Raw genomic sequence first — 14,372 nt, forward strand, 5'->3', positions numbered from 1 at the left:
CGGGCGGCACCGGCGCCCGTTTCCCGACTTTTTTTCGGAGCGATCAACCCGATGAGCATTACTGCAATCAACGTGCGCAACCAGTTCAAAGGCAAGGTGAAGGAGATCATTCGCGGCCCCGTCGTGTCCGAGGTCGACGTGGAGACGCCGTTCGGCATCGTCACGTCCGTCATCACGACGCGTTCGGTCGACGAACTCGAACTGAAGGTGGGCGCCGAAGTCGTCGCGCTCGTGAAATCGACCGAGGTATCGATCGCGCGGCTGTGAGCGGCGGCACGCGTCGGGCGGCGATGCCGCCTGGCGCCGTGCGGTGCACTCGAGGCGTGCGTTTCGTCGGCCGATCGGCCGGTGTTCGACGTCCGGGCGAAGTGCTAGGATGGAGCGACATCGATGCCGGAGGCCGCGCATGACGCCCATTCTTTCTCCCGAAGCCATCGAGGCGCTGAAGTGGATCGACCGGTTCGGCGAAAGCCGGCCGGTGCCCGCTGCGTTCGACGACGTCGTCTACGCGTTGCTGAACGAGGGGCTGATCTATCAGGCCGCGGCGGGCCGCGTCGACCTGACCGCCGACGGCAAATCCGTTTTGTCCGACAAATACGACTGACCTGACGGCGCGGGCCGCGCCGGCGGCGTCGCGCCGTGCACGACGGAGCGTGCGATGGAACCGACAGGCAGCGATCTCGGCGACTACAGCGAGCCTTATCGCGGCTTCGAGATCGAGGTGAAGACCGAGCAGGTGTGGGACGGCGAGCATGTCCACTATCGCGTGCTGGAGCGCGGCGAGGTGCGCATCGACTGGCGGCTCGTCAAGGTCGACGGGATTCTGCTGACCGAGCGGCGCGTGATCGAACGCGTGCTCGACGAAGCGCGGCGCGCGGTCGACGCGGAACTCGGCGACGCGAGCGCGCGTTAGCGGCGCCGGCAAGGCGTGCGCCGGTTGCGGTAAAATGCCCGGTTGTTCCCGCGCCGCCTGTTGCCCCGATTCCATGTCCGCTTCGTCTTCGCTTCCTCCCCGCCGCGTTTCCGTCGCGCCCATGCTCGACTGGACCGATCGTCATTGCCGCTCGTTCCATCGCACGCTGACGCGCAACACGTGGCTGTATACGGAGATGATCACGACGGGCGCGCTGCTGTTCGGCGACGTCGCGCGGCATCTCGCGTTCACGCCGAACGAGTCGCCGGTTGCGCTGCAGCTCGGCGGCAGCGAGCCCGACGATCTTGCGCGTGCGGCCAAGCTCGGCGAGCAGTGGGGCTACGACGAAATCAACCTGAACTGCGGCTGCCCGTCCGAACGCGTGCAGCGCGGCGCATTCGGCGCGTGCCTGATGAATGAGCCGCAGCTCGTCGCCGACTGTGTGAAGGCGATGCGCGATGCGGTGGCGGTGCCCGTGACGGTCAAGCACCGGATCGGCGTCGATGCGGTCGAGGATTACGCGTTCGTGCGCGACTTCGTCGGCACGGTGGCGGAAGCAGGGTGCTCGACGTTCATCGTGCATGCGCGCAATGCGATCCTGAAGGGCTTGTCGCCGAAGGAGAATCGCGAGATTCCGCCGCTCAAGTACGACTATGCGTATCGGTTGAAGCACGATTTCCCGTCGCTCGAGATCGTGATCAACGGCGGGATCAAGACGCTCGACGAGGTGGCGCAGCATCTCGAGCACGTCGACGGCGTGATGCTGGGCCGCGAGGCGTATCACAACCCGTACGTGCTCGCCGACGTGGATGCACGCTTCTACGGATCGACCGACGCCGCGCCGACGCGCGAAGAGGCCGAGGCGCGGCTGATCGAATACTGCGCGGCGGAACTGAAGCGCGGCACGTACCTCGGCGCGATCGTACGGCATGCGCTCGGCCTGTATCGCGGCGTGCCGGGTGCGCGCGGCTGGCGTCGCGTGCTATCGGACAACAAGAAGCTCGGGCGCGGCGATCTGGCCGTGTTCGACGAGGCACGCGCGCATCTGAACGACGTCGAAGAAATTTTTGAAAAAAAGGCTTTGCAAGATTCAAAAGAGTTCGTATAATCTTGCTTCTTCGCTGCTGAACAGCAAACGACGCAGCGGAGAACAAAGCAGTATCAGTGGTGGCTGTAGCTCAGTTGGTAGAGTCCAGGATTGTGATTCCTGTTGTCGTGGGTTCGAGTCCCATCAGCCACCCCAAAGAATTCCGAGCAGTATCAAGTTGTTGGAAACGGCACTGAGATTTCTCAGTGCCGTTTTTGTTTTTGGCGTTCCCAAATTGGGAATCTCGCCCAAGTCGGTTTTGCGCCGACCGAATGATCCGAACGCCGACACACCGTCACCGCCAAGAATCTGAACTGCCGCTGCGACTTTGATCGAAACGGCCCACGCTCGCTCCGCGGGCTGTGATTCGTCTTATGCGGCTCTCAAAAATCGCTCCCATCATTACGCACCGAGCGCATGGTATGCAGACCGGTACATTCAGGCGCCGCGATCCCACTACCCAACGTCGGCTGCTACGCATACCGCCACCACCCCATATCGGCCTTCGCCAAATCCCACCCGCCGTCTCCCCGATCCTTTGACATCAATCAACATTGGCGGAATCGAACAGCGATTAGGCGAATTTCACGGCTGACTCACATGCTTTCATCCATGTAAGATGACCGCACTTTCCTCGCGCCTGTTTTTTTCAAGGGCCGTTCGATCCCGACGATATCCCGGATGTCGTCGGGATTTTTTTTCGCGTTTTCGAATGCCGCTCGAACTCGAATCGCGCGAGCCTTTCCCGACGTCACTGCACGCCGCAATAACGCATCAGCAAATCGGCCTCCGTCTCGTGCACTTCGACGGGCAGGGCCGTCGCGCCTGCATGTGCGAGATAACGCGCGCGATGCTGCCCATTGCGGAACGACACGACACCGACTTTCGCCAGACCGGGAAGACCGAACAGCGTCCGCGTTCTCGTCTCGCGAAACGTGACGAACGGCATATCGGGAATGCGCGGACTGACCGGATCGAGGAACGCGCGAATACCGGCCGCTTTGCCGGGCGGCCAATACGCGACCGCGGGCAGCACGTAATCCGTGGTGTCGCGGTCGGCGCACGCAAGCAGCCTGGCCGGATCGACGATCACGACGCGATGCCGCGAATCGTCGGACGCGAACACGCGCTTCAGGTGCGTGGACGCATAGGGCGCGTGTCCGGGGAGCGGAACGATCCAGACCTCTTCGCCGCGATAGGTGGTACGAGTCAGTGGCATCGTTTTGGTGAATAGTGCGGGCGGTCTCGATCGGTCTGATGGCGAGTGTAGCAGTGCCGCACGATCGCAAAGCGATCGGGATAACGCAGCAACAAAAAAATGACGACGTCCAAACGGCGAATCGATCGGCGCAATGCAATGACGCGCACTCGTACCGAGACGAATGCCCGCGCCGATGCGGGAGGTATCCGGAATTCCGTGTGTGAGGCGGGTTGAGATTCAGATTCCAATGTTGAATCGTTCCGGGTAAAGCAGCGCGAACTGGGTCATCGCGCTCTTCCAATCGTGCCGAGAGCCGGTCCACTTGGCCACGACGTTGCGCAGCGCCAGCCAGATCAGTTTGAGCGCGGCCTCGTCCGACGGGAAGTGGCCGCGCGCCTTGATGATCTTTCGAAGCTGCATATGCAGCGACTCGATCGCGTTGGTCGTATATACAATTTTCCGGATGTCAGGCGCGAAGGCGTAGAACGGAATCACCTGATCCCAGGCCCGGCGCCAGAGCGCGGCAATCGGAGGGTATTTCGTACCCCACGGGCTCGTATCGAACGCGTCCAGCGCCACGGCGGCCGCTTCGGCCGACGGTGCCCGATAGACCTCCTTGAGCGCCGCTGCGACCGATTTCCTGTCTTTCCAGCTGGCAAAGTCCAGCGAGTTCCGGATCAGATGCACGATGCAGGTCTGGACCGTCGTTTCCGGGAACACCGTGTTGATCGCTTCAGGGAAGCCCTTCAGGCCGTCGACCACGGCGATCAGAATGTCCTGCACGCCGCGCAGCTTCAGGTCGTTCACCACCCGCAGCCAGAACTTGGCGCCCTCGGTCTGCTCGATCCAAAGGCCGAGCACGTCACGCGTGCCGTCGCGGCGCACGCCCAGCGCCAGGTAGATCGCCTTGTTGCGCACCACGCCTTCGTCGCGGATCTTGACTCGCAAGGCATCGAAGAACACGACCGGGTACATCGGCTCGAGCGGTCGCTGCTGCCATTCGCGCACTTCGTCGATCACGGCATCAGTCACCGTGCTGATGAAGTCCGGCGACACCTCGATGCCATACATCTCCAGCAGGAAGCCCTGAATCTCCCGCACGCTCATGCCGCGGGCATACATCGCGATGATCTTGTCGTCGAAGCCTGTGAAGCGTCGCTCGCCCTTGGCGATCAGCACCGGATCGAACGTGCCTTCGCGGTCGCGCGGAATCTCGACGTCGAGCAGGTCATTGTCGGTTGCGATGCGCTTGCGGCTGGTGCCGTTGCGATGGTTCGTGCGGCCTACCGGCTTGGCTTCGCCCTTCTCGTAGCCCAGGTGGTGGGTCAGTTCGCCGCCCAGCGCGCGCTCGAATATCGCCTTCTTCAGGGCCGCGAATTGCTCGTTGATCGAAGCCCGATCCAGCGTTCCGGGCACCAGTTGCTTGATGAGTTCCGGGTCCAGGTTCAAGCCCTTGCCCGGTTCTACCGGCACTTCTTCCTTGCGTTTGCGTGGCATAACGTGGCTCCTTGGCCATCAGTTTATGCCTCACACACAAAAGTTCGGATAGGCTCCCGATGCGCAATTTCCGGCATTCAAACAAGCAGTCGATTTAAAGACGCCCGCGAATATCGATTTTCGAATAAGCCGCCGCACGCAACCGGCATGCGCGACGCCGCGAGATCATGCGACACCTCATCGCGCGAACATATGGGCGTCGCCCGCGACTGCACAACCTGCACACAGTTCGCCCGATTGCTGCATTGGCATCAGCAATGCGTCATTTGCCGCACAGACCGCCTGGCGCCCGCGCCCGACAATCCGCGTGGTTGACCGTTCTACCCCGGCCCGGTCAACCTTTTCCCCGCTCGCTCGCGTAGGAGCGGGGCTTTTTACCCATCCGGCGCCCGAAGCTCGCGCCGGCAAACCGGACTGCGTCAGCCCGGCTGCTGCGTCGTCGCGCGGTCTCGCGTCGCGCCGTCCGCATGAATTGCTTTCCTCGTGCCTGAGCCTCGCTCAGGCCCATCGCCGGTTGCGGCCGGCGATGTCTTGGTCCCGGCAGCGTACGATTGCGCTGCCGGGATACTTTTTGCGCCGCCACCGCGGCGCGGCCCGCGCGGCACTCGCGTCAGCGCGCGTCCTCGACATTCGTCTCCCAGCCGCCGTACCGGCCGCCCAGCGAACGCACCTCGCGATCGATCGCAACCGTATGTCCCGTGATGTCGGCGAGCGCCATCGTGCCGTCGTGCATGAATCGCACGACGCTGTTGCCGTCTTCGTCGGGCGCGACCGAGTCGATCTCGTAGCCTTTCGCTTCGGCCCAGTCGGCGAAGTGGTGCGCATCGTCCGGTTCGCGGAAGTTCGCCCAATGCAGCACGCGCCGGCGCACGTCGCTCGCGTCGCCGTTGCGCCGCAGCGCATCGAGCACCTGCATGTCGAGCATGATCCGGCGATCGTCGTCGGTCGGGTAGAGCGTTCGCCAGTACGTTTCCTTGTCCGGATCGTCCTGATACGCGTACTGAAGCTCGTACGTCGTGCGCTCGGCCGCATCGTCGACGACGGCTGCCGCCGCCTCCTCGTCGAACGGCACGTAGAACAGCAGGTCGCGATGGCCGTCGACGGTGATGTGGCCGATCATCACGCCGCCTTTCGCAAGCACGGCCGCGTCGAGCAGGTCGTCGACCTTCGCGAGCTCGGCAAGCTCGTCGGCGGCCGGCAGCCCGTCAGGCGTCGGCCGCGCGATGTCGACGCGCACGCTGAGCAGCGCCGTGCGCGGATCGTCTTCCGCAATCTCGGCAAAACTCTCGTTGAAGCCGATGAACGCTTGGTGATCGCCCATCCGGGCAGGGAAGGTTCCCCAGGTGTCGGTCATGGATCTCTCCGGTCAGGGGTCGTGTTGACGGTTGCAAAGCGTTCGAATGTATCATCGAAAGCCGCGTCGGCCGGGCAGGTCGGTGCGAACCCGGGCGGCGCCTGCCGCGACGGCGGCCGCCGCGCGTGTCGCCACCACCAGCGAAGGAGATTCCGATGTCGATGTTCGCGGTCAATGGTGTTCGAATCGATCCGCTCAGTGCGCGCGTCACGCACGTGCGCTGGGCGGCCGTGAATGCAGCCGACCGCTCGTGGGCGGCTGCACCGGCCGAGGCGCCGGTCGCCGACGTCGCACGGGCGATCGCCGCCGGCGACGACGTTCATGCGATCTTCGCCGATGCAGGCGACGCCGTGATCGGGCCGCGGCTGAAGCGCGTGCGCTATCGCGACGCGTCGGAAGGCATCGAGCTCGACGTCGACGCGACGAGCGAAGCGCGTACGCTGCGCGATCTGCCACAAATCTGAGCGGCGCGCACCGCGCGCACTTGCGCATCGCCGCCGGTGCGCGCAGTATCGGCTGAGGGCCGGCCCGTACCGGGCCGTCGCACGCGCGACCGACGTTCTGCCGGTCGACGCCAACCGGATCCGGCAAACCTCAGGAAATCATGTCCCGACACTTCATTGCCTCGCTCGTCGCCGCGTCGTGTGCGCTGCTCGCAGCGTGCCAAAGCGCGTCCGAGCCGCCTGCCATGACGCCGTCGCCGGAAACCGCGTCGACCGCGGTGCCGGCTTCGGCGCCCGCAGCCCGGATCCGCGGCATCGGCTCGGCACCGCGCCTCGCCGCACAGAGCCACTGGTCCATCAGCCAGTGCACGTCGAACGGTACGGTCAAGGTCTGTCAGTAGCGTGGGGCGGCGCAACGCGCGTCCGCTTCCGCGGGGTTTTCACGCGATAACGATCGATCGCACGCGGCCGTTCGATCGTCGCGATGCCGTCACACGTCGGCCGCCTGCCGCGGCCGCAGAAACAGTGAGCCGGCCATCCGCAAAGAAATTTCTGACGACATGTCGATCCGCGGATCGCTCGTTCGTCGTGGCATCGGAGGCATGCGCATCGCGCGCCCCGTTATCCGATACGACAACCGATTGAAGGAGCGACACCCATGTCCACATCCGTCAAACCGATCCCCGAAGGGATGCGCACGCTGACGCCGCATCTGATCTGCGCGAACGCCGCCGATGCGATCGAGTTCTACAAGCGTGCATTCAACGCGACCGAAGTGACTCGTCTGGCCGCGCCGGACGGCAGGCTCGCGCACGCGTGTCTGGCGATCGGCGATTCGAAGCTGATGCTGATGGATGAAATGCCCGAGCATCAAGCGCTCGGGCCGAAGGCGCTGAAGGGAACGGCGGTCTGCCTGCATCTCTACGTGCCGGACGTCGATGCGGCAATCGCGCAGGCCGTTGCCGCCGGCGCGACGCTGACGATGCCGGCCACCGACATGTTCTGGGGCGACCGCTACGGCCAGGTCGAGGATCCGTGCGGGCATCGCTGGTCGATCGCGACGCATCAGCGCGATCTGACGCCGGAGCAGATCGAGGAAGCGATGAAGAACGCGCCGCCGTGCGGTAGTTAAGGCATCGCGCGGCGAGCGTCGCGGCACGGCGGACGATGCAGGGTCGCCGTGCGGCACGCGTGCGACTCGCCGAACCGGCGTCGTGCGCGTGCCCGCCACAAGTCGATACGATCGCGCCGCCTCAAGCCGCGCGATGCCGTGCCGTAAACAGGACGAGACCATTCGTTCAATTGCCACCCTTATGATCCGTTTCGTTTACGCCGGTTATCTCGCGTTTGCGCTGTTCCTTCTCTATCCCATGGTGCAGGGCGCCGTGACGACCAGCACCGCATGCCTGCGAAGCGCGCTGCCGGGCAACGGCGCGGTCGCCGCGGCGCGGCCGGCCAGCGATGCGCACGCGCACGATTGCGTGCTCGGCAGCCGCGGCGACGCACCGACCGCGCGGCTGGCCGCGCGCTGAGCGCCGGCACGCACGCGCACGAACTGCATCGGCCGTTCGGCCGAATTGTCGGTGGTCGCGCATTCGCCGATCATCGACGACATGGCCGTTTCCATGACGCGAGAGCCGGATCGCCGAGCGACGAACAGGCCGTGCGTGAGGTTCAGTAGGTGGAGCGGTACGGCGTGCCCTGATCGAAGCGGCTTTGCCAGTGCGTGAGATAGCGCGACGCAAGCTGCGGGTTGTTCCACACCACGACGACGTTCTCCGAATTGCGGCTCGCTGCCGACGCGCTGTAATTGAACGAGCCCGTCTCGACGTGTTCGGCGTCGATCACGAGGTACTTGTCGTGGTGAATCGCATACGTGTCGATCGTGCGCGTCGGGATGCCCGCATTGACGAGCAGGTTCAGCGCCTGCTTGCTGTTCTTCGCGCGATTGCCCTTGTCGTCGACGACGACCGCGACATTCACGCCGCGCCGTTTCGCGTCGAGCAGTGCGCGCGTCACCGCAGGCGAGGTGAACGAATACGCGGCGACGCGGATCGAGCTGCGCGCTGCGCCGATCGCCTTCAGCACGAGCGCTTCGGCGCCGCCGTCCGGCGAGAACGCCGATTCGACGACCTGCGTGGCGGGTGCTTCGTGCGTCGGCGTCGGCAGCAGTCGCGACACGAAGTCGATCGCCTGCTGCAGCAGCGATTCGTTGTGCGTCTTGCCGAAGGCGGCGTAAGGCGTGACGAGCAGGGAGGCAGCGAGACAGGTAGCGGCGAGGCGATTGCGCGACAACATCGGCGACAGCGGACAATTTCGAGACAGCGGGCCGTGAGTGTAACGCAGACGCGTCGCGACGGCCACGTTTGAAATTGCCCGACGGGCATTGCGCGCGGGCGCGATGGCACGCATACGCGCTCACGGGCGCGATACGGTGACCACGGAGGCACGCGGCTGTCAGCGCGGCGCCGTATGCCGGCAGCATCGGCGCGCGCCGACGTTGCACGCCGATGTTTCGACGCGGCGGTCGGCATTGCGATGTACGTCGCGTTACGTCACGCGGCGAGCAAATGACGGACGAACCACGAACGAACCACGAATCACGACACGAATCGCGTGCGTCCCAGCGAACGTGCGATGTGATGATGGAGCGCGCCGCGCGATGCTTCGTCAACGAATCGCGAGCGTCCCGACGAGCGCGCGCTCTGACGACGCGACGCGCCGCATGCAATGCTTCGTCAACGAAACGCACAACGTCACGCGTCGCGCATCTCGACCGACTCGGGCGCGCCCCATCCCGGCCCGGGCTCCGGCGTGACGTCGCGCGGATCGAGCGGCTCGCCGCATGCCGAACAGACGGCAACCGCATGCATCAGCTGCCCACACCGACGATGGCGCAACTGCAATGGCGGCCCGTGGCCGTCGTCCTTCCAGCGGTCGCCCCAGGCGAGCAGTGCGAGCAGCGCCGGGTAGAGGTCGCGGCCTTTTTCGGTCAGCCGATATTCGAAGCGCGGCGGCCGCTCCTGATACGCGCGTTTGGCGAGCACGCCTTCGTCGACGAGCCGTGTCAGCCGATCGGCAAGCACGTGTCGCGTGAGGCCGAGCTGCGCCTGGAATGCATCGAAGCGACGACAGCCGAGAAACGCGTTGCGCAGGATCAGCATCGTCCAGCGATCGCCGAGCACGGCGAGCGTGCGCGCGACGGAACAGTTCAGCGTGCCGATGTCTTCCCATTTCATCGTCGTATCTCCTGCGCAGTTCAGCGAAACAGCGGGCGATTATAGAGTGCGCGTTCGAGCGCACTGCACACCGCACCGATTGACATCGCCGATGTGCGTGTGAATAATCAGTTCCAATTTGGAACTTACACGCGCGACGACGCGCGCTCAATCAGGAGACGCCCGATGAATCCGCTTTCCCTGTCCGGAATCGAACTGTTGCGCGCCGCGGCGGCGGGCGACGCGCCGCTCGCGTCGATTTCCGAAACGATGCCGATGCGGCCGCTCGAGGTGGAACTGGGCTACATCCGGATGTCGGCGCGTGCGGACGATCGGCATCTGAACCCGCTCGGCGGCGTGCATGGCGGCTTTGCCGCGACGGTGCTCGATTCGGTCACCGGTTGCGCGGTGCATTCGATGCTCGAGGCGGGCGTCGGTTACGGGACGATCGATCTCCACGTGAAGATGCTGCGGCCGGTGCCGCGCAACGTCGATCTGATCGCGGAAGGGCGCGTGATTCATCTGTCGCGCTCGCTCGGCGTCGCCGAAGGCACGCTGAAGACGCCCGACGACAAGATCGTCGCGCATGCGTCCGCGACGTGTTTCATCCAGCGGCCGCAGTAAGCGTCGCGTGGCCATCGAAGGCGCAATGTAAGCTGCCGCGGCGCGCGTCTGAAGCGTTCGTTTCAATGTGATAGCGTTCCTGCTTTCCACCGACGCGACAGGAACAGCATGGAATACCGCACACTCGGCGATTCGGGCATCGAGGTGAGCCTGATCGGTCTCGGCACGATGACGTGGGGCGAGCAGAATTCGGAGCGCGATGCGCACGAGCAGATCGATTACGCGCTCGACCATGGCGTCACGCTGATCGACGCCGCGGAGATGTATCCGGTGCCGCCGAAGCCCGATACGCAGGGGCGCACCGAACAGTACATCGGCACGTGGCTCGCGCAGCATCGCGCGCAGCGCGACCGGATCGTGCTCGCGACGAAGATCGCAGGGCCGGCACGGCAACCGCACAACCCGCGGCATATTCGCGGCGAGGGCAACCAGTTCGACCGCAAGAACCTGACCGAGGCGCTCGACGGCAGCCTGAAGCGGCTGCAAACCGACTACGTCGACCTCTATCAGCTGCATTGGCCCGATCGCAGCACGACGACGTTCGGCCGCTCCGCATATCCGTGGATCGACGACGCGTATACGGTGCCGATCGAAGAAACGCTCGCGGTACTCGCCGAATTCGTGAAGGCCGGCAAGGTGCGCGCGATCGGCGTGTCGAACGAAACGCCGTGGGGCGTCGCGCAGTTCCTGCGCGCGGCCGAGAAGCTCGGGCTGCCGCGCATCGCGAGCATCCAGAATCCGTATAGCCTGCTGAACCGCACGTTCGAGAACGGCTTGTCGGAATTCACGCACCGCGAGGGCGTCGGCTTGCTCGCGTATTCGCCGCTCGCGTTCGGCTGGCTGTCCGGCAAGTACGAGAACGGCGCGCGTCCGGCCGGCGCACGCATCACGCTGTTCGAACGCTTCCAGCGCTACAGCAAGCCGCAGGCCGTCGCGGCGACGTCGCGCTACGTGGCGCTCGCGAAGCGGCACGGCCTGTCGCCCGCGCAGCTCGCGCTCGCGTTCGTGAACAGCCGTCCGTTCGTGCGCAGCAACCTGATCGGCGCGACGTCGCTCGACCAGCTGAAGGAGAACATCGGCAGCATCGACGTGAAGCTGTCCGACGAGATTCTCGCGGAGATCGACGCGCTGCACGAGCAGCAGCCGAACCCGGCGCCGTAAACGACGTGCGGCCCGCGCGGCGCGATGCCGGCGCGGGCCGCCGCTCGATCGGCAGCGCATCGCGCTGCCGTTTCCACTATTGCATCCGCAGCCGCGTGCGTGCGACGAACAGCGCGACGAGACTGAGGATCGCGCATCCGATCAGATACAGCGCAGGCGACAGCCGGTTGCCGGTCGCGCTGATCAGCCAGGTGATGACGAACGGCGCGAAGCCGCCGAACAGCGTGACGCCCGTGTTGTAGCTGACGGCCAGGCCCGTCGCGCGCGTCTGCGCGGGAAACAGTTCCGCCATCAGCGCGGGCAGCGCACCGCAATACATGGCCTTCAGCGCGCCGATCCAGATCAGCGCCGCCAGCATCGTCGCGAACGACGCGTGCCGCGTGAGCCATGCGAACGTCGGCCAGACGGTCACCAGCATCAGCAGCGCCGCGGTCGTCATCACGCGGATCCGTCCGGTGCGATCGGACAGGTGCCCGACGAGCGGCGTGACGAGCGTCAGCACGAAGCCGGTCGCGAGCGTCGCCGCGAATCCGGTCGACGCCGGCAGTCCGAGCTGCTTGATTGCGTACGTCGGCATGTACAGCACCATGTAATTGATCGCGGTCGAGATCACGAGTGCGCCGATCGCGAGCAGCAATCGCATCTTGTAGTGCGTGAACAGTTCGCGCACCGGCGCTTCGGCGCGCGCCTGCGTGCGGAACTCGACGCCCTCGTCGACGTAGCGGCGGATGTAGAGTCCGACCGGGCCGATGGCAAGGCCGAACAGGAACGGCACGCGCCAGCCCCAGCTTTCGAGCTGCGCGGGCGTCAGCGTAGACGTCAGCAGGGCGCCGAACCCCGACGCGAGCAGCGTGGCGAGACCCTGGCTCGCGAATTGCCAGCTCGACATGAAGCCGCGCCGCTGCGGCGCATGCTCGACGAGAAACGCGGTCGAGCTAGCGAACTCGCCGCCGGCGGAAAAGCCCTGCATCAGCCGCGACAGCATGATTCCGAGCGGCGCGAGAATGCCGATCGACGCGTAGGTCGGCATCGCGGCGATCAGCAGCGTGCCGCCCATCATCATCGCGATCGACAGCAGCAGCGACGCCTTGCGGCCCGCGCGATCCGCATACGCGCCGAGCACGAAGCCGCCGATCGGGCGGATCAGATAGGACAGCCCGAACGTGCCGAGCGTGAGCAGCAGCGACGTCGCTTCGCTCGTCGCGGGGAAGAACAGCTTCGCGATCGTCACCGCGAAAAAGCCGTAGACGATCAGGTCGAACCATTCGAGCGCGTTGCCGATCGACGCCGCGAAAATGATGCGCCGGATCTGCGCCGCGTTGGGGCGTGCGGCGTCCTGCGTGGTCAGCGTGGTCGTATTCATCGTGGATGGGGCTCCGTGGAAGGATGCAGCACGCGTTACGCAGCGATGCCGGCCGCGGCCGACGCCGACGCCGACGCCGTGCGGCGCGGATGCGGCGCGTCGTCGCCGAGATCCCAGAAGAGGCCGGCCATCATCTGCAGCCCCTCGCGCGCGACGCTCGCGAGCAGATGCTCGTCGGGCGCATGCTGCGAGCACGCGGGATACGAGTGCGGCACCCAGAGCGTCGGCAAGCCGAGCGTGTCGGCGAACACCTCGTTCGGCAGCGTGCCGCCGAGATTCGGCAGGATCGCCGGCTTCTTGCCGGTCGTGCGCGCGAGCGACGCGACGGCCCACTGCACCCACGGATCGTCGGGCGACAGGCGCGTGGCGGGCGCACCGCGCTCGACCTCGATGTCGACGTCCGCAAAGCCATGCGCATCGAGATGTGCGCGCAGATGCGCATGCAGCGCCTGCCAGTCGGTACCGACCACGAAGCGCAGCTGGCAGTGCGCATACGCGGCCGGCGGAATCGCGTTGACCGGATGCTCGGGGTTGCCGGCCTTGAACGCGAGGATCTCGAGCGTGTTCCAGCCGAATACGCGTTCGGGCGCCGACAGCCCCGGCTCGCCCCAGCCGGCGTCGAGCGCCGGGTCGCCGGGGCCGCCGCCCACCGACAGATCGGCGAGCGCGTCGCGCACGGCGGCTGGAATCGGCGGCGGGCGCAGCCCCGCGACGCGGATCGCCCCGCGTGCATCGACGAGACTGGCGAGCGCATGCGCGAGCACGATCGCGGGATTGCGCAGCAGCCCGCCCCAGTTGCCGGAGTGATGGGCGCCGTCGCGCGCCCGCAGGCCGAGCCGGAAGTTCACCGCGCCGCGCGAGCCGAGGAACACCGTCGGACGTTCGGCGGTAACGCGCGGGCCGTCCGATGCGATCAGCACGTCGGCCGCCAGTGCGTCGCGCTCGCGGCGGCACAGCGCGTCGAGGCCCGGCGAGCCGGTTTCCTCGCCCATCTCGATCAGCAGTTTCGCGTTGAAGCCGAGACGGCCGCCGCGCGCGTGCAGCACGCTCGCGAGCGCCGCGAGGTTGATCGTGTGCTGCCCCTTGTTGTCGGCAGTGCCGCGTCCGTACCAGCGGTCGCCGTCGGCGTGCAGCCTCCACGGCGACAGCGGCGCGCGCCATTGCGCGTCGTAGCCGCGCACGACGTCGCCGTGGCCGTAGATCAGCACGGTCGGCAACGCGTCGTCCTCGTGGCGCGACGCCAGCAGAAACGGGCCGCCGCCGTCGACCGGGTTGTCGACGATGCGTGTCGAAAAGCCGAGGCGCGCGGCTTCGGGCGCGATCTCGTCGGTCAGATACGCGCGCAGCGCGGCATCGGCGCCGCGTTCCTGGCTTTCGGTGCGCAGGCCGACGCGGCGGCTCAGCGTCGCGAACAGCGCGCCGGATTCGAACTGGTTCAGCGCATGCTGAACGGCAGCGGTACGGGTCAAGACGTGTCTCCTCGGCAAGGTGCCGAACGGTGCGCGGGCCGC

The 14,372-nt window shown here is 66.0% G+C and carries 17 protein-coding genes and 1 tRNA gene; 10 read left to right on the forward strand and 8 right to left on the reverse strand.

Annotated features, from left to right (window positions below):
* Positions 1 to 51 precede the first annotated feature (51 nt).
* The 5 genes from NP80_RS20690 to NP80_RS20710 all read left to right on the forward strand — a co-directional run bounded on the left by NP80_RS20690 (position 52) and on the right by NP80_RS20710 (position 2,156).
* A complete protein-coding gene (locus NP80_RS20690; RefSeq protein WP_006400187.1) occupies positions 52 to 267 on the forward strand; it encodes a TOBE domain-containing protein in 216 nt (71 codons plus the stop codon).
* Positions 268 to 406: 139 nt separating this feature from the next.
* Positions 407 to 604, forward strand: a complete 198-nt coding sequence (locus tag NP80_RS20695; RefSeq protein ID WP_006400183.1) for a hypothetical protein — start codon at positions 407 to 409, stop codon at positions 602 to 604.
* A gap of 54 nt (positions 605 to 658) precedes the next feature.
* Positions 659 to 913 (forward strand): hypothetical protein, encoded by a 255-nt coding sequence (locus NP80_RS20700; RefSeq protein WP_006400182.1) that lies wholly within the window; start codon positions 659 to 661, stop codon positions 911 to 913.
* A 121-nt stretch (positions 914 to 1,034) separates the two neighbouring features.
* Entirely contained in the window at positions 1,035 to 2,021 is a 987-nt protein-coding gene (gene dusA / locus NP80_RS20705) for a tRNA dihydrouridine(20/20a) synthase DusA (protein WP_006411734.1), read from the forward strand.
* A gap of 59 nt (positions 2,022 to 2,080) precedes the next feature.
* Positions 2,081 to 2,156, forward strand: a tRNA-His gene (locus NP80_RS20710).
* A 595-nt stretch (positions 2,157 to 2,751) separates the two neighbouring features.
* Here the strand turns inward: NP80_RS20710 and NP80_RS20715 are convergent.
* The 3 genes from NP80_RS20715 to NP80_RS20725 all read right to left on the reverse strand — a co-directional run bounded on the left by NP80_RS20715 (position 2,752) and on the right by NP80_RS20725 (position 6,052).
* Positions 2,752 to 3,219 carry a plasmid fertility inhibition factor family protein gene (locus NP80_RS20715; RefSeq protein ID WP_035488230.1) on the reverse strand — a complete coding sequence of 156 codons (468 nt, stop codon included), beginning with the start codon at positions 3,217 to 3,219 and terminating at the stop codon, positions 2,752 to 2,754.
* A gap of 219 nt (positions 3,220 to 3,438) precedes the next feature.
* The gene (locus NP80_RS20720) at positions 3,439 to 4,698 is read right to left on the reverse strand and encodes an IS256-like element IS1356 family transposase (protein ID WP_006401211.1); all 1,260 of its coding nucleotides are present in this window, start codon (positions 4,696 to 4,698) and stop codon (positions 3,439 to 3,441) included.
* 610 nt (positions 4,699 to 5,308) lie between these two features.
* On the reverse strand, positions 5,309 to 6,052 hold the full coding sequence (locus NP80_RS20725) for a DUF695 domain-containing protein (RefSeq protein WP_006400172.1): 744 nt from the start codon (positions 6,050 to 6,052) through the stop codon (positions 5,309 to 5,311).
* A 155-nt stretch (positions 6,053 to 6,207) separates the two neighbouring features.
* Here NP80_RS20725 and NP80_RS20730 point away from each other — a divergent pair, with 155 nt between their 5' ends.
* Positions 6,208 to 6,516: a hypothetical protein gene (locus NP80_RS20730; protein ID WP_006400171.1), complete on the forward strand. Its 309-nt coding sequence runs from the start codon at positions 6,208 to 6,210 to the stop codon at positions 6,514 to 6,516.
* Positions 6,517 to 6,646: 130 nt separating this feature from the next.
* Here NP80_RS20730 and NP80_RS31945 read toward each other — a convergent pair whose 3' ends face one another.
* Positions 6,647 to 6,883, reverse strand: a complete 237-nt coding sequence (locus tag NP80_RS31945) for a hypothetical protein (protein ID WP_006411990.1) — start codon at positions 6,881 to 6,883, stop codon at positions 6,647 to 6,649.
* A 270-nt stretch (positions 6,884 to 7,153) separates the two neighbouring features.
* Here NP80_RS31945 and NP80_RS20740 point away from each other — a divergent pair, with 270 nt between their 5' ends.
* A complete protein-coding gene (locus tag NP80_RS20740; RefSeq protein WP_006400168.1) occupies positions 7,154 to 7,627 on the forward strand; it encodes a VOC family protein in 474 nt (157 codons plus the stop codon).
* Positions 7,628 to 7,709: 82 nt separating this feature from the next.
* Positions 7,710 to 8,027: a hypothetical protein gene (locus NP80_RS31550; RefSeq protein ID WP_172488734.1), complete on the forward strand. Its 318-nt coding sequence runs from the start codon at positions 7,710 to 7,712 to the stop codon at positions 8,025 to 8,027.
* A 142-nt stretch (positions 8,028 to 8,169) separates the two neighbouring features.
* Here NP80_RS31550 and NP80_RS20750 read toward each other — a convergent pair whose 3' ends face one another.
* Together NP80_RS20750 and NP80_RS20755 are read right to left on the reverse strand one after the other, a co-directional pair.
* Entirely contained in the window at positions 8,170 to 8,793 is a 624-nt protein-coding gene (locus NP80_RS20750) for a phospholipase D family nuclease (protein ID WP_012467610.1), read from the reverse strand.
* Between the two features lie 458 nt (positions 8,794 to 9,251).
* Positions 9,252 to 9,734, reverse strand: coding sequence for a winged helix-turn-helix transcriptional regulator (locus NP80_RS20755; RefSeq protein ID WP_006411988.1), 483 nt, complete (start codon positions 9,732 to 9,734; stop codon positions 9,252 to 9,254).
* A gap of 165 nt (positions 9,735 to 9,899) precedes the next feature.
* On the opposite strand from NP80_RS20755, the gene NP80_RS20760 reads away from it, so the two are divergent.
* Together NP80_RS20760 and NP80_RS20765 are read left to right on the forward strand one after the other, a co-directional pair.
* On the forward strand, positions 9,900 to 10,337 hold the full coding sequence (locus tag NP80_RS20760; RefSeq protein WP_006400164.1) for a PaaI family thioesterase: 438 nt from the start codon (positions 9,900 to 9,902) through the stop codon (positions 10,335 to 10,337).
* Positions 10,338 to 10,445: 108 nt separating this feature from the next.
* Positions 10,446 to 11,498 carry an NADP(H)-dependent aldo-keto reductase gene (locus tag NP80_RS20765; protein WP_006404877.1) on the forward strand — a complete coding sequence of 351 codons (1,053 nt, stop codon included), beginning with the start codon at positions 10,446 to 10,448 and terminating at the stop codon, positions 11,496 to 11,498.
* A gap of 76 nt (positions 11,499 to 11,574) precedes the next feature.
* Here NP80_RS20765 and NP80_RS20770 read toward each other — a convergent pair whose 3' ends face one another.
* Positions 11,575 to 12,861 (reverse strand): MFS transporter, encoded by a 1,287-nt coding sequence (locus NP80_RS20770; protein ID WP_006404876.1) that lies wholly within the window; start codon positions 12,859 to 12,861, stop codon positions 11,575 to 11,577.
* Between the two features lie 35 nt (positions 12,862 to 12,896).
* Positions 12,897 to 14,330, reverse strand: a complete 1,434-nt coding sequence (locus tag NP80_RS20775; RefSeq protein ID WP_006411986.1) for a M20 family metallopeptidase — start codon at positions 14,328 to 14,330, stop codon at positions 12,897 to 12,899.
* Positions 14,331 to 14,372: the final 42 nt, after the last annotated feature.

The organism is Burkholderia multivorans ATCC BAA-247, assembly GCF_000959525.1.
GTDB classification, from domain to species: Bacteria; Pseudomonadota; Gammaproteobacteria; order Burkholderiales; family Burkholderiaceae; genus Burkholderia; species Burkholderia multivorans.